Source organism: Spirochaetales bacterium (assembly GCA_016930085.1).
Lineage (GTDB): Bacteria > Spirochaetota > Spirochaetia > SZUA-6 > JAFGRV01 > JAFGHO01.
Genome location: JAFGHO010000037.1, coordinates 26824 through 49055 on the forward strand (window position 1 = coordinate 26824; position 22232 = coordinate 49055).

18 protein-coding genes and 1 tRNA gene are annotated in these 22232 nt (G+C 47.4%); 10 read left to right on the top strand and 9 right to left on the bottom strand.

All coding sequences use genetic code 11. The annotated features are described in order from the left end of the window. Nucleotides 1-75: 75 nt before the first annotated feature. Nucleotides 76-768 carry a DUF2259 domain-containing protein gene (locus JW881_06595; GenBank protein ID MBN1697163.1) on the bottom strand — a complete coding sequence of 231 codons (693 nt, stop codon included), beginning with the start codon at nucleotides 766-768 and terminating at the stop codon, nucleotides 76-78. Between the two features lie 170 nt (nucleotides 769-938). On the opposite strand from JW881_06595, the gene JW881_06600 reads away from it, so the two are divergent. From JW881_06600 to JW881_06610, 3 genes are all read left to right on the top strand, one after another. Next, nucleotides 939-1772 (top strand): hypothetical protein, encoded by an 834-nt coding sequence (locus JW881_06600; GenBank protein ID MBN1697164.1) that lies wholly within the window; start codon nucleotides 939-941, stop codon nucleotides 1770-1772. 165 nt (nucleotides 1773-1937) lie between these two features. Beyond that, nucleotides 1938-2009: transfer RNA gene (locus JW881_06605), tRNA-Val, on the top strand. An 18-nt stretch (nucleotides 2010-2027) separates the two neighbouring features. Next, entirely contained in the window at nucleotides 2028-2243 is a 216-nt protein-coding gene (locus tag JW881_06610) for a type II toxin-antitoxin system HicB family antitoxin (protein MBN1697165.1), read from the top strand. 428 nt (nucleotides 2244-2671) lie between these two features. On the opposite strand, the gene lgt is transcribed toward JW881_06610, so the two are convergent. The 3 genes from lgt to JW881_06625 form a co-directional block, all read right to left on the bottom strand. Then, nucleotides 2672-3691 (bottom strand): prolipoprotein diacylglyceryl transferase, encoded by a 1020-nt coding sequence (gene lgt, locus JW881_06615; GenBank protein ID MBN1697166.1) that lies wholly within the window; start codon nucleotides 3689-3691, stop codon nucleotides 2672-2674. 222 nt (nucleotides 3692-3913) lie between these two features. Beyond that, nucleotides 3914-6097 (bottom strand): thiol-activated cytolysin family protein, encoded by a 2184-nt coding sequence (locus JW881_06620; GenBank protein MBN1697167.1) that lies wholly within the window; start codon nucleotides 6095-6097, stop codon nucleotides 3914-3916. Nucleotides 6098-6237: 140 nt separating this feature from the next. Further along, complete coding sequence (locus JW881_06625) at nucleotides 6238-8586, bottom strand: hypothetical protein (GenBank protein MBN1697168.1); 2349 nt, start codon at nucleotides 8584-8586, stop codon at nucleotides 6238-6240. A 157-nt stretch (nucleotides 8587-8743) separates the two neighbouring features. Here JW881_06625 and JW881_06630 point away from each other — a divergent pair, with 157 nt between their 5' ends. Further along, on the top strand, nucleotides 8744-9325 hold the full coding sequence (locus JW881_06630; protein ID MBN1697169.1) for a sigma-70 family RNA polymerase sigma factor: 582 nt from the start codon (nucleotides 8744-8746) through the stop codon (nucleotides 9323-9325). A gap of 34 nt (nucleotides 9326-9359) precedes the next feature. Beyond that, nucleotides 9360-11336, top strand: a complete 1977-nt coding sequence (locus tag JW881_06635) for a FecR domain-containing protein (GenBank protein MBN1697170.1) — start codon at nucleotides 9360-9362, stop codon at nucleotides 11334-11336. On the opposite strand, the gene JW881_06640 is transcribed toward JW881_06635, so the two are convergent. Genes JW881_06640 through JW881_06655 form a run of 4 tightly spaced genes read right to left on the bottom strand, consistent with a single transcriptional unit; the run spans nucleotide 11326 to nucleotide 15770 of the window. Beyond that, a complete protein-coding gene (locus tag JW881_06640; protein ID MBN1697171.1) occupies nucleotides 11326-12855 on the bottom strand; it encodes a hypothetical protein in 1530 nt (509 codons plus the stop codon). The genes JW881_06635 and JW881_06640 overlap by 11 nt on opposite strands. Before the next feature lie 17 nt (nucleotides 12856-12872). Next, complete coding sequence (locus JW881_06645; GenBank protein MBN1697172.1) at nucleotides 12873-14075, bottom strand: hypothetical protein; 1203 nt, start codon at nucleotides 14073-14075, stop codon at nucleotides 12873-12875. 21 nt (nucleotides 14076-14096) lie between these two features. After that, nucleotides 14097-15239, bottom strand: a complete 1143-nt coding sequence (locus JW881_06650; protein ID MBN1697173.1) for a P-loop NTPase — start codon at nucleotides 15237-15239, stop codon at nucleotides 14097-14099. After that, nucleotides 15240-15770, bottom strand: coding sequence for a hypothetical protein (locus JW881_06655; protein MBN1697174.1), 531 nt, complete (start codon nucleotides 15768-15770; stop codon nucleotides 15240-15242). It lies immediately after the preceding gene. A gap of 221 nt (nucleotides 15771-15991) precedes the next feature. On the opposite strand from JW881_06655, the gene JW881_06660 reads away from it, so the two are divergent. The 5 genes from JW881_06660 to JW881_06680 all read left to right on the top strand — a co-directional run bounded on the left by JW881_06660 (nucleotide 15992) and on the right by JW881_06680 (nucleotide 20782). Next, entirely contained in the window at nucleotides 15992-17371 is a 1380-nt protein-coding gene (locus JW881_06660) for a S41 family peptidase (protein ID MBN1697175.1), read from the top strand. Nucleotides 17372-17483: 112 nt separating this feature from the next. Beyond that, nucleotides 17484-18875: a S41 family peptidase gene (locus tag JW881_06665; protein MBN1697176.1), complete on the top strand. Its 1392-nt coding sequence runs from the start codon at nucleotides 17484-17486 to the stop codon at nucleotides 18873-18875. A 22-nt stretch (nucleotides 18876-18897) separates the two neighbouring features. Then, on the top strand, nucleotides 18898-19296 hold the full coding sequence (locus JW881_06670; GenBank protein ID MBN1697177.1) for a YjbQ family protein: 399 nt from the start codon (nucleotides 18898-18900) through the stop codon (nucleotides 19294-19296). Between the two features lie 2 nt (nucleotides 19297-19298). Then, the gene (locus tag JW881_06675; GenBank protein MBN1697178.1) at nucleotides 19299-20054 is read left to right on the top strand and encodes a 16S rRNA (uracil(1498)-N(3))-methyltransferase; all 756 of its coding nucleotides are present in this window, start codon (nucleotides 19299-19301) and stop codon (nucleotides 20052-20054) included. After that, entirely contained in the window at nucleotides 20042-20782 is a 741-nt protein-coding gene (locus tag JW881_06680) for a WecB/TagA/CpsF family glycosyltransferase (protein ID MBN1697179.1), read from the top strand. The genes JW881_06675 and JW881_06680 overlap by 13 nt, the downstream gene beginning before the upstream one ends. A gap of 44 nt (nucleotides 20783-20826) precedes the next feature. Here the strand turns inward: JW881_06680 and JW881_06685 are convergent. After that, a partial coding sequence (locus JW881_06685; GenBank protein ID MBN1697180.1) for a methionine--tRNA ligase occupies nucleotides 20827-22232 on the bottom strand: 1406 nt, incomplete at its 5' end.

Sequence of the window (22232 nt, forward strand, 5' to 3'; positions counted from 1 at the left end):
GACCGCAGGCGGACGCCGTCTCATGCGTTTGCAGTGCTGCTGAAACGGGGAAAATATCGGGAATATCGAATGATTTCAGTATGCTATAACTGCCGTTTCAACCATATAGCGGATATTGATGCCTTTTGTGTCGATTTCTTCTTTTTCGATGACAAAGACAAGCGAGCGTTCGTCTGGTGCAAGAATGATTTGTTTTATTTTATATTTCACCACCCCTGTTCTCGCGAATGAGGGGTGCCCTGTATTCAATGATGCCGAGGCCCCGGAGCTTTTTGTGACGGTTGCCGAGATATGAAACGATGAGGATATATTCTTGCCCGTTCCGGTTGCGTTTTGGAAAAGCCGGACGTTATAGGTGTTTCCCGTATTGAAATCTCTGAAGCTAATGGTTTCTTTTGGCGTGTCGCCGTTCAAAAGAAGATAGAGAATGCGGCCGGTCGCAAGGTGGTTGATATTGTATTTTACCTTAAGCGCGATATTTTGTTCGACAAGGTTGAGCAGGGCCCCCATCCCGCTGTTTCCCGGTTCGACAGCTTCCCGGGCAAAAAAATTTTTTTTACCGTACGGTGTAAAAATATTCGAACGGACATCGACGATATAAAGATCGGCATAGGGGAACGAATTGTTTTCGGTGATGCCGAACTGTCCGAACATAAAATACCGTGAATCATCCGAAAAACCGAGGTTGACAAAGGCGGCAATATCTCCCGCCATAGTACGGAATGGGATGACAATGAGTAACAAGTAAAATAGCAGTATTCGTCTCATCAGGATCCTCTATATACTATATCGATATTATTTGAGATTACTGTAGTGAAATATTTGGTGAATGCGGAAAAATATACGGTTGATTTTTAACCGATATTTGGGAAAACCAAACGGATTTATGCAGTCGAAATCTTGATAAAATCAAACATATCGTGCACAATAGCAAGGCTATGCTTGTCGGAGCACGCAATAACATCCTGTTATCGGGAATCCTCGTTTCTCTTGTTTGTATGATCGGGTTCGTCCTGATTCTGGCGGGGCTTCTTTCAGGTGAATATCACATTGATGATACGACGTTCAATACATACCAGTACTGGTGGTTTATGTATGAGGGCGTACATCAGAATAATTATCATTACGTATTCGTTATCATCGGTCTTTCATTACTTCTGGTTTTCAGTTTTTCAATGTCCATTATTTTCAGGAGTCTGTTCAAGCGCATCGCTTCCGCCGAGGTGTTTTTCTTTTCTCTCTTTATCTGTTCCCTTTCCATCGAGTCTTTGAGATTGCTGAGTCTGTTCTTTCATCTTGTCTGGAATTTCAACCTTACCGGGCTCATCACTTCAAGGATTGTTTATTTCGGGAGATTTTTCGGCCTTCTTTGTTTTTTCTTCTCGAGTCTTTATTCGATCGAGGTAAAATACCAGAAATACGGCAACCTGCTCGGGGGCGCAGTCATACTTTCCATCATCATCGCCTATATCGTTCCATTCGATACTTCCGAGTTTCTTTCGACCTTCCTTTACAAACTCGGAGATGAAAGCGGTGTGTGCATGATCTATTCGGGATTGAGTATCATTATTGTAATCAATTTCATTGTCGCCACAATCATACGGCAGAAACGGTTTCTGGGTATTGTCGTCGCCTCGCTGCTTATTTTGGCGGGATATACCGCATTATTATTTATTTCCGGGCCCCTGCCCCTTGTTTTGGAATTCCTTGCCCTTCTGGGAGGCACGATACTTTTTTATGTTCAAATGGGTAAAATATATTTCTGGTATTAAAGCAAGATGTTACTTTGTTCGTGACCTATGAAGAAGCAGGTCGCTGAAATCCGATGTGCCGTTTTTTACGCCGCTTTCGAAAAACGCGCTTATTGCGGTCGTCATTACCGCACGCAAAAAAAACTATTGACAGGTTGTCGAGGTTGATATATCCTCATGATAAACGGGCGATTAACTCAGCGGGAGAGTGCTACCTTCACACGGTAGAAGTCGTTGGTTCAAATCCAATATCGCCCATAATCAGGAGTATTTATTATGCACAATGAATTTACAGCAATTATAGAAAAAGATGAAGATTGGTATATAGGGTATTGTCCCGAAATTCCGGGAGCTAATGGTCAAGGAAAGACCATAAAAGAATGTGAAAAAAATCTGGCAGATGCTATTTCTTTGATCTTGGAAGATAGAAGAGAAGATGCTTTAAGAGGAATTCCAGATGGTGCCATTAAGGAAACAATCAGTATACAATAGAGTTGAATTCCATTGTAGTTAAAACAAGGTGATATTCATTGAAAAGGGAAGTATTATTAAAGCATCTTCGAAAAAACAGTTGCTATCTTAAAAGAGAAGGAGCTTCTCTTTCATTATGGATGAATCCGGCAACGGGGGCTATTGAAGCAATTCCAAGACACAGAGAAATACCCAATAAACTTGTCAAGAAAATTTGTAAAAACTTATCTGTACCTGTGTCGGGATAAGAGAAATTGTCCATTATCTGTTTTATGTTTTGTATTATACCCAAAAGCGTGTCTTTTTTTCCCATGTTGTCTATGTAATAAATGTGTAATTCTGCCAAGATCCTGTAAAATTATCTTGAAATGGCTAAAAATGGGTACCATGTATATGGGAATACCCTCACACGGCAGAAGTCGTTGGTTCAAATCCAATATCGCCCATACCTATTTTATCTTCTTTCGTAACTTTTTCAGATCCGGTTTTTCTTTTGCCTCCGCCGCTTCCAGTTCCTGCCGTTTTGAAAGGTGCCGGAAAATTAAAAGACTCGCTATGCCCCCGATTATCATCAGGAAGCAGAGAAGCTGTCCGAGCGTGAAATTCCACGGGCTGACAAGGCGGTATATAGCGTTCTTTCCCTCACCAAATGGAAAAAGAAATTTTCCGATATCGGGTTCCCTGACATATTCGATAAAAAAGCGGATCAACCCGTAGCCGATAATGTAGGTGCCGATGATAAATCCTTTAAACGGTTTTCTTTTACGAAAAAGAAACCAGATGGCAAGCCAGAGGACGATTCCCTCGAAAAGGGCCTCATACAGCTGTGACGGATGGCGCGGCAGATTGACCATTCCCGATGGAGGAATCTCGATACCGAGTTTTTCCGCGGTCGCTTTTACCCAGGAGTCGTCGGCCGGAAGCTTTGCCCTTGCATCCGGGAAGACCATGCCCCAGGGAAGGGTGGTCACCCGTCCGTAGAGTTCGCCATTGATAAAGTTGCCGAGCCGTCCGAAGGTATAGCCAAGGGGAATCCCGGCGACGATAAGGTCGCCCCACTCGAGGATGTCGATTTTTTTTATTTTCGTGTAAATAAGCACACCGATAATGCACCCGATCACCCCGCCGTGATACGACATGCCGGCGAATCCGGTAAACTGGCACCCCCCGTTTTCACAGCTTACGGGAAGAAACGCGATAATCGGATTTTTCAGGAATTCGCCGTGGCGGTCGTAAACGGTGACGGCAAACAGCCTGGCCCCGATGATGAGTCCCACGATACCCCAGAAAAAAACATTATATATATCGTCTTCCTTTATCTGGAGTTTTCTTTCCTTTATCTGGTACCTGAAAAGGAGGTAGGTAATACCGAACGCGATAATATACATGAGGGCGTACCACCGGATAAAGGTGATTCCCGGTATAATTTCCGGCTTGATCCAGTCCGGAAAGGTAATATAGTGCAACATATCGTCTCCTCTTTTTATGCTGATGACCGGATATACGGTATACCCCGGCGCAGCTGCCGTTCCGGTTCCTTCTGTATTTGCCGGTGACCGATGCCGCTTTCACCGGAGAATTACAGCAACTTTACTATAGATACTGTTTCTATTCAAGAGAAGATACGGAATTCGGGTTTTTTATCGCGAATACGAACCGGGGTATCGAGGATTTTTTACGTAATGTCATATCTACCGCCCATATTCAGGACTGACCGAAGCATTGCCCCGGAAATTGGTAACGGACGTGCCTGCGGAAATCGGGCTTCCGATATCCGCCTCGCCGGACAGATGCCATTGTTTGAAGTAAAGTGTCGTCCCGCTATTTATCTGACTCGCGGTGCTGATCGAGATTGTATCCGTTTCCTTGAGATTTTTGTATGTGACGGAATACGATGTTCCCGATGAATCATTATAGGTAACCTGCAGCGTATGGAGTACGGCGATGTATGAGGCTTCCACCGTCGTATCCTTACTCAGGTTCTTGATGACGGCGCCGTCCGCCGAACCCGCGTTCTCGATTGCGGCGCTGCCGGAAGCAATTCCCCACGTCTGAAACCGCATTGTCGTTCCGTCGGTCGCACGGTAGCGGTCCGTGGTGCCGATAGTGACGGAATCGACGGCGGTCATGGTGTGGTTTTCCGTTTTTGCCGTTCCGTCGGACGCGCGGTACCTGACGGTCAGCGTGTATTCGGGTGTCGGCGGGGGCGGCGGATCGGAGGGCTCGAGGCTGTAGCCGGGGACGACCCTGGTGTTCGCCTTGAACTCCGTCACCGATGCGTTCGACGCGGATCCCGCCTGGATAATCCGGGCACTTCCGGAGGCAACCCGCCAGCTGTCGAAGATCATGGTCCCTTCCGAATGGGAGTAGCTTCCGGCGGTACTGATCGACACGGTACTGCCGTACTGGAGATTGGAACGGGACGGCGAGGACTTGACGCCCGCGGCATTGTATGTGTCATAGGTGAGTGTGTAGGTCGGCGGATTTGTCACCGTTTCCGCGGGCGGGGAGGGAGTCGGGTCGATGCTTCCGGTCTCCTCGTAATGTGCGATGATGGTGCAATGGTTTTCAAAGTAATGGGCGGTGGTATGATTCATGGTTATATCATCGATGATGACGCCTGTCTGCGACGGCTCCCAATATGAGAAACGGTACACCGTTCCTTCCGAGGTGTATTCCTCTACCGCGTCGAGGGGAATTTCGTTTACGTATGTTACATCGGCAACCATTTCATACGGGATGCCGTCGTCGCGGACGGTGCTGACGGTCAATTTATACGCCCGATCGTCATTACCGCATTCGGTTAAATAATATTGTGCGGAAAGGACGACGCCTAATGTATTTAATTCACGCAGTTTCAGATAATTGAGGCTGTAGATGATCGGGTAACATTCGTTTATTTTGGTGTAATCCTTCAGTCTCGATGCGTGTGTACTCAGATCATCAAATCCCGAAAGTGTCGTTATTGCCTGCTTCGATTCCTGGCCGATCGTCAGGGATTTTATCGTGCTGTTGTCGAGTATCTTTCTGTAAAATAGGGCGTTTTCCGTCGTCGCGGGAACATCGTCGAGTGCGTGATTCAGGGCGGCGGTCAAATCATTGTCATCGGCGTCCGATTCAATGAAAATGAATCCCATTTTGCCGTATTTTACGCGGGAAATGTAGACGGGAGAAACCGGTTCCGTGATCCATTGCCGCAATTCCTCCCATGTGACGGACGGATCGAAAAAATCGGAGGGATTCTTCGGCGCATCGCATGAGGCGGTATAATAGATATATTTGTATTGTATCAGCTTTTTCCTGGTAACCGAAGCCGGATCGAAATTAAAAATAGTATCGATGGGCGGGTCGGTTTTTAAATGAACGGGGAGAAGTATCTTGAGATGATCGGCATTGTAAACGTTTTCGATTTTATGATTCACTTCCGGTATCGGCGGTCTCGCCACACAGGCGAGTGAATTTCGGGTTTCCGGATACACCGGATTGATGTCGATCGAGCCGAAATTTATTTTAAAAATGGAAGACAATGTGACGGTGAGTCTGCGTCTATTGACATCGATGACGCCGTATTCGCCGTCGAGAATGCTTGAGCCGTCGAATAGGGCGCCCGGATAAATCCATGAGCAGTCCGGGTCGAGATTGATATTTTCGTCGTTCCCCGTTTGTAGTGTATAGCTGTAAACGCACGGTCCTTTATCCGTTATCGGCCCTTTCCGTTCTTCGAATTCCCCCATTTGATCGAGCAGCGACAATTCCCTGATATGTTTGTTGATAATTTCAGCTTCTGGATAGGGTATATTCGACGCAATATCGTCACAGCCGCCTGAAAGCAGAAGAACAAGCGGCAAAATGGTGCATACCGTTCTTATTTTCATGATTTGACCTCCGCAATAGTGCCGATTATGGTACCCCATTATATCCTGATTCCGGGAATTTTACAATGGTTTTTTTAAAACGAAAAAACCGGGCCCCGAAGGACCCGGTTACCGGATATACTTTTCAAAACGATTGCCGATTACTGGTATTGGACGGAAACGGATGCGTTGCCCTTGAAATTCCTCACGCTTGTCGAAGTGGAAGTGACGCTGTCGATGACGGCGTTCCCGGAAAGCCACCATTGCACGAAATAAATGCGGTGCCCCCCCGAGCCCGGCGCCTCGAAACTGCTTACCGTACTTATGCTTATTACGCTGGTATTCGTGAGATCGGTGTATGTCACCGTATGCGAGGTTCCGCTCGAATCGAGGCTGGTGACATCCAACCTGTACGTTGCCGTGTATTCCGCGGTCAGAGTCGAGTCCGCCTTGATGTTTCTCGCCGTCGTCGCCCATGCGCTCGCATTGTCTAGCGAAACACTCCCGGAAATATTCCACCGGACGAATTTCCATTTTGTTCCGTCGGAAGCCGTGTAACTCTCCGCCGTGCTGACGGAAACAATGCTGCTTTCCGTCAGGTTCGTATGACGAATCGTTCCCTGCTGTCCGTTCAGACCTGTGTGAATGACACTCAGCGTGTAGGTGGTCGCCGTCGTTTCTTTTTTGTATTTCGCCGTCACTGTCGAATCCGATGTGATGTTCCGTACCGTCGTGTTTGCCGCGTTCGGCGATACGATAACGGCATTGCCGCTCAATTCCCAGCTTGTAAAGGTGAATTTCGATCCGCCGGATGTATAGCTTGCTGCGGTACTGATCGAGACCGTGCTGGATTCCGTCAACCCGGACTCTGTTTTATTCTGGCCGGCCCCGCTTGCGTTCATATAGTTTATGATGAGTTTGTATACCTTCCGGGAATTGCTTGTATAGATCGCGGCGACACTCGCGTCCGATTTGAACGAACCGACTGTGGTCGAACGGGCGTTTTTATCGGCGATGACCGCCTCTCCTCCCCGCAGGTACCAGTAGGAAAAGGTATATGTGGTGACGGTGCCGTCGTTCGCCGTTGTCTTGTACGTTTGGGCCGTCGAAATATTGACGGTGCTGTTTTCCTCGAGTCCCGGATGTATATCGCGCTGAAATGCGCCGTTCGCATCGTTATACATCACCACGAGTTCGTAAACGCCCGGATGGGGCGTCGGGGTCGGGGTCGCGGGCGGTGGATCGGCGAGTATATATGTCATACCCAGGACGCATTCAGAGCTTTTTACGTATTCCTTCGGCGTGTCCGTGTAAAGGATATATCCGTCATTCAGCGTTTCGTCGCCGCTTCCGAAATTGAAAACGGTTTTTCCGATATTGAATAATTCAGCCGCTATTTTTATGTATTTGATGACGTCCTCCCACCATTTCGAATCTCCACCTCCGTCCCCACCGTCTCCGGTCAGGAGCGTGGCGCTCCTCGAAGGGCTTCCCGAACGTTTGCCGGGTTCGTATTCAGTATCGGGTCCGTCATTTTCGTAAATGACAAACCGTGTGGCGGGACCGTGAATCGTCCTGAACCAGTTGAAGAGTGCGAGGTCGTTGTTGTTTCTGCTATGGGATTTTACGTTATTGTATCTGAGTTTTTTGTGATATTTGTCGTTCATGAAAACGATACGGATTTCGGCACTTCCCTTGAAGAGACCTTCATGCTCGTTCCAAATCTCGAAATAATCCATCACCTCCGTGGCGCCTTCCCTTCCCGGTGTGACATCGTCACCGCGTGTTAACATTTCCGAATTGTCGGCCGCTCCCGCAAGAGATTCATTTGTGATGTCGATATACTCCTCATGTATGTTTCCCGCCGCGTCGGTCCGTTCGTTTGGTCCGATAACAAAGAGGGGATGCTCCAGGTAATTCGTTTCGTCGATCCTGTATTCGTTTCCGGATGCGTCGTAAGCGGTGATATAGCCTTCGGTCTCGACATCGTAGGTGAACGGGATGAACCCCACAAGCGGAACGGACGCCCCGTCCCACGCATCGAATTCGGGCATGTAAATCTGGAGATTCATGATCTGCTCGAGTCCCCAGACAATCTCGTCGAGGTTCGCTTCGTCCTCCGTCCCCCTCGTCCCGCCGCGGCGCGAGACGGTTGTCTCGACCGACCGCGATACGATCTCCGAAACCTTACGCCCGTCGTCCGTCATTCTGTTGAGAACCGTTTCGAGCAGCACTTCGGTGTCGCCGTCAAAGCGCTTTCCCAACTCTTCATGGATAATCGAGAGCATGGTATTGTCTTCGGTCACCGATTGTGCGACGGATTCTGAAAGGATGGAGATCGCGTCTTCGCATTTTTCCCGAAGAATGATTTCCTCTTCCTCTGTCAATCCGGGCTCTTTCGTTTCCCTGACTCCGTCCTCAAAAGGAGGGGCACATGAAATAAAATAAAATACCAGTGTGCATGTGATTATCAGAATCGATGCGGACATGCTAAAACCTTTTTTAAACATATATTCCTCCTGAAATAAAATTTTTTCGTTATACGTTTATAATAGTAAGGCGTTGTTTTCGAGTGAATCCCTCAAAACTTTTCTTTTTTTTACCGTCTTTTTAAAAAAAAAATTTGAGTGTTGGCCCTTTTTTTCACGATTAATTAATAAAGCGCTTATGAAGTTTTCCGGAGATTTCATCAAACGATTGAAGACAAAAGATAACGAGGCGTTCAGGGAACTCTATTCCTTGACCGCGCAGATACTCATGGGATATATTCTTTTAAGGGTGGGGAATGTCACCGAAACGGCCGAGGATATTCTTTCGGAGGTGTACTGCGATGCGATTACCTATGCGGGATCACTGACATTGACGCACAATATAAAGGCATGGCTGCTCAGAATCGCAAAATCCAAGATTGGTGATTATTACAGACGCCTCAAGAAAGAAAAAAAGATCATCAAAGTCCAGACTGTCCGGGTACGGCAGCATGAGTTACTGAACGCATTTTCGAATTCCCCGGAATCGGATGTGCTTGTCAAGGAGAACGGACTCCTTTTAAAAGCGGCTTTCGGGAGGCTTCCCTCGGAGAACCGGGAGGTAATGAGGAAGAAATATGTGGAAGGGAAAAGCATGGCCGAGATTGCATCTTTGATCAATAAAACAGAGAAGGCCGTGGAGAATATCCTGTATCGGTCACGAAAGATGTTTCAGGCTGAAATAAAGCGTATGGCAAAGGAAAAAATATACTTTTCCTGAAAAGGGACTATATTTTTCCCGGAGGGGATGTGTTATGAGAAACGAAAACAATACTGATTTGAAGCATATCATCGAGGTAGCCGATTCCCCTGTCGCGGTAAGCAGGAGGGCGGAAGAAAAGATTTTTTCCAGAATGGCCGAAATGACTGCCGGAAAGAGTGAAAGAATCAAGCCCGTCACTTTTTTCAGATATTCACCCGCACTCACCTTAATTCTATTATGTGTTATCGTCCTCCCGCTTTGTCTCTGGACCGGATTCGCGGTCTTTGTTCCGGGAACCGTTTCCGCTTATCCCATTACATTGATATCCGATTCGGGGATTATCGGAGAAACCGGGCAGATGCGCTCTGAAGGGGATGTCCTTGAAGAAAACGACCGTATCGTCGTCCCGGAAACATCGGTCTGCGATCTTGAAATAAAAGGTACTGCCGGATTTCGATTTTTCCCCGGCTCCGAAGCCCGGCTCGTTTCCTATTCCCAGTTTTCACGCCGTATCACCATCCGTTTGGAAAAGGGCTCGATGTATGTGAATAAAACCGGAAGCTTTGGTACGGACAGGAGATTGTCCGTCAGTTCGGACCAATACCTTTTTTCAATGACGGGAACACGGGTCCTCTTTGAGAAGACCGGGGATGATATTATCGCAGTCTGTTTCGAAGGAGAAGTCCGTGTTTTTATGAAGGAGGAGACGGCGGACAGGCATCTGGTATCCCTTGGCGCCGGACAGAAGATACGTCTTGCCGTTTCCGGGGGAACCCCCGTTTTTAATGTCGCCCTCCCTTCGAATCATGAAATACGGATTGATGAGGAAAACAGGGACATGGTGTATGCAAACCGTACCGTATCTTCCCTGAAGGAGGCGGTTCGGGATAATGCCGAAACGGATACCGCGGCGGGTAAGCCCGTCTTCGAGGAGGAAGGGGTCGATGAAAAAAAGACCGATATCGAAATAACCCTGCCTTCAAGAGAACAAAAGAAGCCGCTTGTCTACAATATGGTAAATGAAGCGGCAAAGCTTCCCGTCGACGCCCCCGGGCCCGGGAAAGTGCTTTTTTTTTCCGTATGCTTTGACGGCACATCGGTCTATATCCTGAGTACGAACAATCTTTTCCGCCTCGGAGAGGGGGGGATCGAAGAGCCGATCCGGTTTCAGTCACCTCCGCTTTTCCGTGTAAAACCCGTGTTGCGGGGAAATACGATGATGCTGGCCGATTCCCTTTTTCTTTATCTGATCGATACGAAAAAAGAGACGATCACCTCATCGATACCACTCGGGGATAACGGCGTGATGGAAGACAATTATCATCCCCTGGTCTCCGAGACGACCCTCTACCTACCCATAAAAAACAGGGGTTACTACACGTTGAACCTTCTCGAACCGGACGAACCATTGAAGCTGCTCAGAAGCGAACATTTCCCGCTTTCGCCCATAGTCGGGGAACGGGTCATCGTTATCGGGGCGTTTTATGAAAATTACATCGCCGCACTCGACCGAACGGCGCGGGAACTCTGGAAGGTGGAACTGGCGGGTAAATCGTTCTGCAATCCGGTGTGGATGAACAACCGTATCTATGTGTACCTTCTTGAAGGAAGCGTACCGAAAATCATCGAAATTACGGATAACGGCAGGCGGAACGGGGAATGGACGCTGGAAGCTCCCATTATCTCCGACTTTTATTCGTACGGGGGATTCCTTTTTGGTTTTTATACGGACGGCGGTATCTTTGTTCTCGATCCGGACCGTTCGAGGCTTTCCCGTTCGGAAAAAATATTTTCCGGGACACTCTCAACGCGGACATGGCGAAATTATTACCCCCTCATCGCGGGTAAGTTTCTCTATACCGGCACGGACTCGGGCAGTCTGATCGTCTGGGATTGCGACGCACACGAGAAAGCTTATACGGTCATCGTCCGGGAAAATGAATCGTTTTATACGGCGCCCCTGATGGTACATGATGACCTCTATATCATTTCGAACCGGGGCATCGTTTACCGGATTACTAAAAGCTGAAATTAAATCCGATTCCCCCGAGATCACCGGAAAAATGACGTATCCCGTTGTCCTGCGGATGGGGGATTATCGGCAGTGAATAAAAAAGGGTAAAAAGATCGATATAGACCGCGTATGACGGTGAAAAGTAGAAGAGACAGCCGATATCGAGCCCTGCTTTCATGTACACGGTAAACCCCGAATTCTCGTATGTCAGCGGGCCGTCTATATGGCTTGTGATTCTGTACATATTGTGAAGGGCAATCGAAATAAGGTAGTCGAATACGAGACAGAACCTGCCCCCTGCGCGAAGGCTTAATGGTGTAAAACGCAGCTCGTGCTGATAGACAAGGGGATGGTTGTTGAGTGATGAATCGAGTGTGCCGGGATAACCGAGATTGAATCCGTAACCGACACCGGTTCCGAGGATATCGAGATAATACCAGAAGAGATCGATTTCGCCGGAAACGAGATTCAGGTCCGGGTGCAGGGTAGGGGTATATATCGATTTGAATAATTTCTGATGAAACCTGAGGCTGAATCGTTTTGAGAAAAGCCGTTCGGCAAGAAGCAGTTCCCCGATTTTTTGCTCGAGATAGAGATTCTTCCGAACTTCCTCACCGATCATACGCTGTGGAAGCAGAAGATGTTCCGTCATGAGTTCCCCGATTTCACGGGCTTTTTCTTCGGGATCGACGGGCGGATCGACCGGTACCGCCAGTCTTTCCGTGAGGCTGTTGTCGTATACGACAAACGAATGTGAAGGCCGATGTCCGTCTGTGGTCTGTCTGATAAATGCGAATGATCCGCATTCTTTCGATCGAGCGTCGCGTACAAAAGCCTCGAGTGGGGGCGCGGTGAAGTCAAAGTCGATCTCCGTATAATACGGGATGAATCTGGATGCGTCCGTAAGCATGGAAACAAGCGAATAAAACATATCCTTTTGCGCCGCCTCAGCGCCCGTCACATCGTGTTTTCTGAATATGAACAGGATTTTCTCCCGTACGGGAACGGGGCTTACCTGTTTCAGCACCTTTTGCGATAAAGCCGTCCGGCTCTGTCCGGGCGGTATACAGAGAACGAGTTCATGGGCACAGTCTCTCAGATTATCGATCAGCCCGGCGAATTCCGAATATTCGCGGGTCTTCAAATCCGATATCCGTCCGCTTTCGGCATCATAGAGAAACAACGTCAGTTTCACCGGCCCTTTATCGCCCGTTATTTTTCCGCCGATGAGGTAATCGGCATAGAGGAGTTTACCCAGTTCCGGCAGCGACCCGGTGCCGGCCATTTCACTGAGGGGAAATTGCCGTGCTTGCAGGAACGCGTTTCTCTCCGTGCGGCTGATCATGTTGACTTTCCCGGTTTCGAGCAGGTTGATTGTCAATATGTCGATCAGAAAAAGGGTGTCTTTTTCTGAAATTCCGGAACCGGAAAAGTCCAATACGACGGCAAGCGGTTTCTCCTCCCCATACACGGGATGAGAAAAGGGGGTCGACAACAAGAAAATAATGAATATGAAAATATATTTGAGTCTCATTATCGACTTTTTACTCCTTAAAACCGAATCCCCACCTGGGTGGTAATCGAAAAACACAACAATGTCCAGGGCGAAAAACCATAATAATATCTCCACAATCTGGTCCCCTCATTATATTCGTCAGGAGAAAGCGGTTCGAATGTCGCAGTGAGGCCGTGATATTTTATCCGCATATTGATAAAGAACGATGATGTGAGATAGAGGGAAATACCGAAATGGATGGGGAGCGAGATTGAAAACCGTTCGATTGAGGGTTTTACGACGGTTTCCTCGATATCTGTCCTGTAGGAAAGGGCAGAACTGGCGCTGTTGTAATCGTAGATAAAAGCAAGACCCGCATCGATCGAAACGGAAAAAAGTGATGTCGTGTGAAAACCCAGAAGGGCTTCGACAGACACTTCGGATCGCGGATCCTCGATATCCATGATATCAAAGGCGAGATAATCGAGCCCTATCCGCATATGAATACCGTCCCCGAAAAAACGCGAGTATTCACATTGAAGGGTCGGTGAAATAAAAAATCCTGTGGAAGACATCGAAACGGCGGTCCTGCCGAAATTCAATCCGGTGAAAAGGGAAAGCTGAATTTCGTTATGCCGCGAAAAAACCGTATCCAAAAGCCGTTCCTCCCGGTCGAGTTTGTCATATAACCGTGAACGTACCTGCCGCTGCAGAATGGCCTCCCGTTCCAGCATCGGGAGGACGCGGCCGATATTTTCAGCTACCCGCGAACTCAACGCCTCGATGTTTGAAAGCATATCCAGATCCGTCGGCATGGATTTCCTGTATGAGTTTTTTATCCTGAAAGAGCCGGTATCCCACAGATTGATGATAATATGGAGTTCGTCGCGGACGATATAATATTCACAAACGATACAATTTTCTATTGAATAGTCCCCGCGTATCATGGAAAACAACCCTTCAAGATCGTTATGCTTTTCCGGCGGAACGGTGACCGCTCCGGATTCGGGATAAAGCCTGAGGGACGCCTGTTTTTTGATATTGATGGTCAATACGTTATAGATAAAACTTTCAAGGTGTGCGAATTCTGCGTTTTCCGCTATATTTCTGATTGGAAGAAGGAATATTTTCTGTTTTTCCGGCGCGGTTTCGCCGGTTGTTTCGTCTTCTCCATAAAGGGGAATGGTAAAAAGGAGGATCGACACGATCCATAGGATCGATTCGATCCATATCACTTTTTGAATATATCGTCGATTCATATTCCCGTCCGATTATCCGCCTCAATAAACGAAACCCTCGTCGATCGCCCGGATGAGTTTTGCCTTGAGAAGATTGCTTTCTTTCTTCAGTTTTTCTATCTCATAATGCTGGCTTTTTATTATTTCGATAAGGTCTCCTTTTGAAAGTTCTCCGCAATGGAGGAGTTCTTCCATATAGTGAAGCTTTGCCTGAAAATCCGCCTCCGCCTCCATTTCCGCTATCTGGTAACTCTCTTCGATATTTTCCAGGTCGAGGGGACCTTCGCCTTCGGATTCACATTGAAGCAGCTTGTCGGCGATTCTGTATATTGCCTGGGAAAGAATCGAGTCGGGTTTGTACTTGACGATCGGCAGTCTGGAATTGAGGGCGATATCCTGAGCGGCATCCTTTGATATGATGCCCAGGTGTTCGATGTCAATGTCGAGATATTCTTTCACCGACCGGCGCAACTGATTCGCCTTGTCCGTGTCTTTTTTGTTGACGAGCATATTGAGAACAAAGAATGGTTTGAAATTACGGATTTTTATCGTAAAATCATTATAACAATCGATATCGATCTCTTTGATTTTTTGAAGAAGCTTTACGACATATATTTTTTGTAACGGTGTTCCGTCCTTTTTCAGTTTTTCGATATAAAGGGCTGCTTTTGATTTGGACTTGAATGTCGAGGACATGATTCTGAATACCGCGTTTTTGAAAAAGAGGTAGGCGTTAAGAATCGACGTCAACGCGGGGGTCGTCACGAGGATCCCCCGCTGTGAAACGAGAAAAAAGTCGAGTACATCGTAGTTAGTCCCCGGCCCCAGATCCATGATGAGAAAGTCGGCATCAAGGCCGCAAAGCTCCCGCATGAGAAGGCGTTTTTGCGCGGTTTTTAATTGGGCTATATCAGGAATTTCCGCGTCCCCGGGAATCAGGGAAACCCCTTCATAGTCGGTTTTCACGAGAATGGAATTGAAATCTTTATGATGACTGTTTAAAAACGTACCGATTCCCTGCTTAACGGATCTCAGCCCCAAAAACATATGAAGATTCGAGGCCCCAAGGTCGAGATCGACAAGAATTACCTTTTTCCCCGCTTCTCCCAGTGAAATTCCGAGATTCGCCGCGAGCAATGATTTGCCGACGCCACCTTTGCCGCTGGCTACAGGTATTATCATCATTTAGCTGTCCTCTGCCTTTGTCTCTGTAATTTCATCTTTTACCTCGGTTTCGGAAAAGACCGGTAAAAATGAAGATTCCCCCGACGTATCCTTGTTTTTTACCGGTTGAGGTCTCTCTTCTTTAAATGATAGTAAAAAATAAAGTAAAATCAAATCGAAAAATATCGTTAATGAGAGGAGAATGAAAGAAATTCCTTCTGTTTGGGAAAGGGACGGGATAGGGACGAGTAAAAGTACATTACCGGAAATCATTTCATCGATAAAGAGAATAAGGGACGAAAAAAGGCCGAGTATTTTACCGTAGCGTAATAGTTGTATTAACGCCCTGAATCTGGTAAAATTGATAATGAGAAGAAGAAATCCGGCAGGCATGATGAGTTGAGCTGAAGAGAGAAGGATCAACCAGAGAATTGTTTGTCTGTTCCATAGCAGTTCATGGAATTGAAAACCGGTGATAAAAAGGAAAAAAAGTAAAAACCGAATAAATTCCCAGATAGCACCTGCGATTAAAAAAAAATTTTGTTTTTTCATTAAGATAGAGTGTATCTTTTGTTGTATATTTAGGTCAAGAGACTTTTATCGCACTTCTCCGGCCGGATTTCAAGCTTGTATGTCTTTTATTGAAATGGGGAGTTTTCCTTATGTCAGGGCACACGGCATAGTGCGGCCGTGATGGAAAAAACGCTATTTGGTCTGCTCTTAAGGGTGGCCACACGGTATTTTTATTAAGATCGGGAAGTTCAATGGTAACCATGGATAAAAATATTAAAGAAAAATTGCTTCTTATCGTAATTACACTCGTATCCCTCATCGTACTTATTTTTCTTGCTGTTTTTTCACGGCTGTTTTTGCAGTCGCGTGATATGAATCTCGAGCACAGGATTGAAGACATCAGGGACGTGCTTTTATTCGTGCGGGGGAATTATGTCGATGAAGAGAAGGTAAAACTCGATATTCTGGCCGAAGGGGCGCTAAAGGGAATTCTTGATGCCCTGGACGATCCGTATTCCGCATATCTAACGGAAGAAGAAATGATGGATATGGAGGAAACCACGACGGGAAGTTTCGGGGGCGTTGGACTTTATATCCTCGAAGGAGAAAAGGGGGTCGAGGTTGCGCGGCCCATTCCCGGCACCCCGGCGTATAAGGCGGGAATAAATGCGGGAGATATCATTATTTCGATCGAAGGTGAAACGACGGTAGATCTGGGAATCGACGATGTCGTCGGCCGGCTCAAAGGTGAGCCCGGGACACCGGTCAAACTGACCATACTCCGCGGAGAATCGACCGTCTTCGACGTCACTGTTGTGCGTGCGATGATCGAACTTCCGACCGTAAAAAAAGCAATGATGCCGGATCATATCGGATATATGCAGATCCTCCAGTTTACCCCGCATACACTCGAACGGGTTGAAGAAGCGATTTCTTTTTTCAGGGGCAACAATTATTCGGCGCTTGTCGTTGATGTAAGGAGCAATCCCGGCGGATTACTCTCTTCCGTTGTCGACGTTGCCGACCTTTTTTTCCCGGCCGGCAGTATTATCGTGAGTACGAAGTCACGGAATCCGCTCGAAAATGAAGTCTACAAGGCGGAAAAAGCCGCGATGGTCGATGAATCGATTCCGATCGTCGTCCTGATCGATAAATATTCAGCGTCCGCAGCTGAAATTCTTACCGGGGCGTTCAGGGATTACGACCGTGCATATATAATCGGAGAAAAATCCTATGGGAAAGGATCCGTCCAGCAGGTACGGTATATCGGGGACGGCGGATTCCGTCTCACCGTGGCAAAATACTACACGCCACAGAATGTGAGTATCGACGGTATCGGTATCGAACCTGATAAAACAATCGAAGAGGAGAAGCTGTCGGACAGGGAAGAGAAATCCCTGGAAGCATTACTCGAAGACGATAAGATCGCGGAGTTTGTCCGGGAATTCCCCGTACCGACCGAAACACAGATCGATTCGTTTATCTCGACGTTGAAAAGAGAGGGCGTCGTGTTGCGGGAACGGTACGTCCGGGGACTTATACGAAAGGAGTTGAACAGGACACTGAACGATCCTCCGGTGTATGATCTTGATTTTGACCTTGTGTTACAGGAGGCGGTTTCCTATATAAAATCATTGTGACCGGCTGATCCCCGGTATAATAAACGGTACCGGCGGGTGCCGGTGTAAAGAGTGGAAAGAAAGGGTGCTGTTAGTGAGGGTAACGGATTTTCATGAAAGAGAGGAGTATAGTATGGCAATAAGAAAAGTTCCGGGGAGAATAAAATATAATCTTGCCGCAATGAAATGGTTGTTTTTTGTCGTGATAGCGGGTCTTGCGTTCAATCTCCCCGTCCTGGCCCAGAATAATTCAAAAAAACTCGAAGAAAAAATTCAGCTTATCCGGGAAGTTCTTGAAGACATCCAGAAGCATTATGTGGATCCTGAAAAAGCGGATCTCGATACGATGACGGAAGGGGCGCTGAAAGGAATACTCCAGTCGCTCGATGATCCTTTTTCCGCGTATCTCACGGAAGAAGATTTAATGGAGATAGAAGAGATTACCACGGGCAAGATAGGCGGTGTGGGGATTGTCATATTCAAGGGAGAGAAGTGGATCGAAGTGTCGCAGCCGATGGAAGCGACACCGGCATATGCGGCGGGTGTCATCGCGGGGGACTTCATCGTCGCGGTTGACGAGGAGTCGACAGAAGAAATGACCCTCTATGAGGTGGTCAACCGTATACGGGGTACGCCGGGAACATCGGTCACCCTCACGATTTTACGCGGGGAGTCGAAAACCTTCGATGTCACACTGGAGCGGGCGGTGATCGAAATCCCGTCGGTGAAAAGGGAAATGATAGGCGATGATATCGCGTATCTGAAAATTCTCGAATTTTCTTCTGTGACCTATGAAAACGTGGTAAAAGCGATCGATTTTTTCGATGAAAACTCGTATAGCGCCATGATTATCGACCTGCGAAACAATCCGGGCGGTTTACGGGATTCACCGATCGATATCGCGGACCTCTTTCTGCCCAAAGGAAAAATTATCGTGAGTACAAAGTCGAGAAATGCGTTCGAGGACCGTGTTTATCGGGCATGGAGGGAGCCGACGGTCACACCGGATATTCCGGTCGTGCTTCTCATCGATAAATATTCCGCCTCCGCATCTGAAATCCTCGTCGGTGCACTCAAGGACAATGAAAGGGTATACGTAATGGGAGAGAAATCATACGGCAAGGGATCGATCCAGGCCATCAGGGATGCGGGAAAAGGCGGATACCGGCTTACTATCGCGAAATATTACACGCCGTCCGGTGTAAGTATTCATGGCGTGGGTATCGAGCCGGATAAAGTGGTAAAGGAAGAGGCCCTGACGGAAGAAGAGGAAAAATCCGCCGCAGAACTCTTCGAGGAAAAATCGATCGAAACGTTCGTCGAGAAAAATTCCTCTCCAACGGAAAAACAGATCGATGAGTTTATCAAACAACTCAAGAAACAGGGGATCGTGCTGAGGGAACGTTACATCAAAAAACTTATTCGTAACCAGGTGAACAAGGCAAACAACAATTATCCGGTCTATGATCTCGATTTCGATATCGTATTGCAGGAAGCGGTGAAATATCTGAAAAAAAAGCAATAAAATAGAGGAGTGTCGATATATGATGTATAATACCTTGCAGGTTCAGACAAGAAAAAGAGAAGAATTTCGCGATATTACCGCCAGAGTGAAGACCTTTGTTGCCGAATCGGGGATAAAAAACGGCTTTTGCAATGTCTATGTTCCCCATACAACGGCCGGCGTAACGATCAATGAAGCGGCAGATCCCGCCGTTGTCGCCGACATTATCAAGGAGATAGATACGATTGTACCCCTTGACGATCACTACAAGCATATGGAAGGGAATTCGGCGGCACATATAAAATCGAGTCTTTTCGGCATCAGTATTCAGGTGCCGGTTCATGACGGGCGTCTCGTACTCGGTACGTGGCAGGGTATTTATTTTTGTGAATTTGACGGGCCCCGGCAGCGGTCCTGTCATCTTTCGGTCATCGGAACCTGAGAATGAAGCAGTTCTTCCTGCGGCGTCCCCCTCGAAGCGGGTGTATGATTGTCGTCGAGGGGGACGATTTCCATTATCTGAAACATGTGAGACGGGTCAAAAAGGGAGATTCCTTTGACGGTCTCGATGCCGAAGGCAACACATACAGGTTGACGGTGAGGGACGAGCAAAGGCATTGTCTCTTTCTGACGGCAGAGAGTAAAGAAAAGGAAAAGATTTCTCTTCCGGCCGTTACCCTCATTCAGGGCCTGCCGAAAGGAAAGAAAATGGATGTGATCATACGGCAGGCGACCGAGGCGGGTGTGTCAACGATAATGCCGCTTTTATGCAAAAATAGTATTGTAAAAATTGATAATCATGATACCATGAGTAAAAAAACAGCCCGGTGGAAACGAATAGCACGTGAAGCGGTACAACAAAGCGGGGCTTCCGTTCTCCCTCACATAGATTCACCCCGGGAGATACGGTCGCTTTCACAGGCGGGTTGTGGAATAAAACTTGTGTTTCATCAGGAAAGGGAGAATAACCGAAGCCTGCACGAATCGCTTGAAAAAGCGGCAGAGCGAGTTTTTCTTTGCATCGGCCCCGAAGGGGGCTTTACCGGAGGGGAAATCGGTCTGCTTGCAGAATACGGATTTATACCGGTGCACCTTGGAGATTCGGTGCTGCGGGTGGAGACCGCCGCGATCTACGCGATTGCCGCTGTAAGGATTATTCTCCTCGAACGATTATACTGGAGGTCGGTGTGCGAAGAGTAAAACGTATCAATTTTCTCAATGTCCCGGTGGATATCGTCGACAAAGAGACGGTTTCCGGGGTCATTGAGGATTTTCTTCAGGATAACGAGAAACACCATATTGTCCTGCTTACCGTCAACAGGCTTTTGCGGGGACGTTTCGATAATGAGTATAATCGCTGTTTGCGGGAAGCCTCGCTTGTTCTTCCCGTCGCTTCCGGGATAATCCGCGGCATCAGGTTTCAACAAAAGGGAGAGGCAACCCGGTATAATCCTTACGAGTTTATCATCAGACTCTTTACCCTTGTTGAGAAACTGCAGAAAACCACCTACCTTCTCGGGTCGCATCGGGAGGATCTGATGGAGGCTGAAAAGAACCTCAAAGTATCCTTCCCCGACCTCAAGGTGATCGGCCGTTTCACCGGCTATTTCAAGGGGAAAATGGAAACGAACGTCGTTCTTTCAATAAAAAAATCATCGCCGTCCCTGCTCGTCGTAGGGAAAGGGGTGGCGGGTAAGGAAAAATGGATATTCAGAAACAAAAAGAATTTTAATCCCGGTATCTACATATGGATCGATAATTATTTCGAAATCTTTTCCGGCAGGGAAAAAAATATTTCAAAAAATCTCTTCAAACTGGGCCTCGAATCAATGGCCGGTTTCCTCAGAAAACCGTGGAAGATATTCCGTATATTCATTTTTATCTACTTCAAGCTTCTTGTGCTCGTGCACAGAATCATGGGGTACTGATCGGCGTATCATTGGATCCGGACGTATCATTCGATCCGGACGTATCATTCGATACGTTTGACAAGTATTTCCGGGCTTCCGATCGTATGGTTTTTCAAATCGAATCCGAGGTCGTTCCACGAGAGGGGCGTCAGGTTGAGTTGCGAACGGAGTCGTGCCGCTATGCCCGGCATCACCGGTTCGATAAAAATGGCGAGGTTTTTGAGAATATTGATACAGGTCCCTAAAACGTCACCCGAGGTTTCCTTGTTTTTCCACGGTTCTTTTCTTTGCAGATATTTGTTGCCCATATCGGATACGGCGAATATTTCGGCAACCGCCTTTTTCAGGTCATATGATTCGTATGCCTCTTTTATGCCCCGGAATCTTTCCGTAATGTTATCGATGACATCGTCCCGATCGATGCCGGTAATCTTCGAATCATAGTTTTTCGCCGTGAACGAGAGACTCCTGTAGCAGAAATTGGAAAAATTGCCGACGAGATCGATATTGATACGTTCCTTTATTAAATTTTCCGCATATTCTCCGTCCCCCTGAAGCGGGGTGGCCTGCAGTATCGCGTAGCGGAACGGATCAACGCCGAATTTTTCAATCTGTTCGGATGGTTCGATCACATTGCCGGTGGACTTACCCATTTTTGCGCCCCCGGAAAGGATAAAGCCGTGAACAAAGAGTTCTTTCGGAAGGGGCAGTTCTGCCGAAAGAAGCATGGCCGGCCAGAATGCCGCGTGGAACCTGAGAATATCCTTGCCGATCACATGAATGTCCGCGGGCCACAGTTCGTTGAACCGATCCTCGTCCCTTCCGTACCCGATACCTGTTATATAGTTCGAAAGAGCGTCGCACCAGACATACATGATATGATCCGGATCGTCCGGTACGGGTATCCCCCAGTTGAGAGATGAACGCGGTCTTGAAAAACTGATATCCCTCACTTCATCGAGAAAAGAAAGTATTTCGTTTTTCCTGATTTCAGGCACAATCCGGTATTCGTCCTTTTTTAAAATATTCTTTAATTGATCCCTGTATCGCGACAGGCGGAAAAAATAGTTTTCCTCCTCGACCTGTGTTATCTCTCTGGTCGGGTGGTCAGGGCATTTGCCGTTTTCGAGTTCCTTCTCCGTCTTGAAAGCCTCACAACCGCTGCAATACATTCCCCTGTATTTCTTTTTATAGATATCGCCCGAAGCAACGAGGCGCTTCCACAGTTGTATGGCTCCGGGATGGTGGCGTTCGGAATCCGTGGTCCGGATAAAGTTGTCGAAGGAGATATTCAGTTTTTGATAAAGGTCCTTGAATACACCGACGTTTTCATCGAGAAACACATGAATTTCCTTGCCCGCCTTTTCCGCGGTCTGCCAGTTCTTGATGCCGTGCTCGTCCGTTCCCGTCTGGAAATAGACGTCTTTTCCGAGCAATCTGTGAAACCGGGCGATTGCGTCCGTCTGGA